Source organism: Paraburkholderia diazotrophica, from assembly GCF_038900755.1.
Taxonomy (GTDB): Bacteria; Pseudomonadota; Gammaproteobacteria; order Burkholderiales; family Burkholderiaceae; genus Paraburkholderia; species Paraburkholderia diazotrophica_A.
In genome coordinates this window covers 1-616 of the sequence record NZ_JBBPEN010000072.1, presented here as the reverse complement: position 1 = coordinate 616, position 616 = coordinate 1, and the positions used below count along the sequence as shown (strand labels likewise).

Below are 616 nucleotides of genomic sequence, written 5' to 3'. Positions count from 1 at the left end.
GCCCACGTGCAGACTCATCACCCCGATGCGGACATTGCCGGTTGACCCCGACCATCGCGATTCGGCTACGCTCGCCCGTCAGTTGCAAACAATTCCTTATTCGGTGTGCTGAAATCACCGCTTACGAATCAGGCAGACCGAGCAACCTGCTGGCCGAGGAGGATCGGCCCGCCGCGACCAACGCCGCTGCGAATCAGACCGCGACGTGCCGCCTCACGAAACGCCGCATTCACCGTGTTGAGGTGGAAGCCAAGGTCGCCGGCAATCGCCCGCTGTGATGGCAGCCGGTCTCCGGGTGCGAAGATGCCGAGGCTAATCGCTTCTTCGATCTGGGCAGCGATTGGCAGATAGACACGTCCGCGCAGACGCGCAAAATCAGGACGCCAGCCCTGCTCCGGGTCCTTAAACATTGCTGTACCTCAAATGCCGGTCGAACGGCGACGGGTTTGCGCGTAAGGCTCAGGCGCCCGCGCCATGGTTGCCCATTGCCTGCAACGGACTGCTGTTCCCAGAGCAAACAGCCAAGCGCCAGTAACGCTCCAATCACAGCCGCGGTTGCAATCTGCTTTTTCATGATCGCCTCTAAGTTTAAGCGAGAAGCCCCGACGCTCTGTCG

General features: G+C 60.9%; 1 protein-coding gene. It reads right to left on the bottom strand.

What is annotated here, in order from left to right; genetic code table 11:
* Nucleotides 1-128 precede the first annotated feature (128 nt).
* Entirely contained in the window at nt 129-410 is a 282-nt protein-coding gene (locus AABE10_RS36270) for a GntR family transcriptional regulator (protein ID WP_342937848.1), read from the bottom strand.
* Between the last annotated feature and the right edge of the window lie 206 nt (nt 411-616).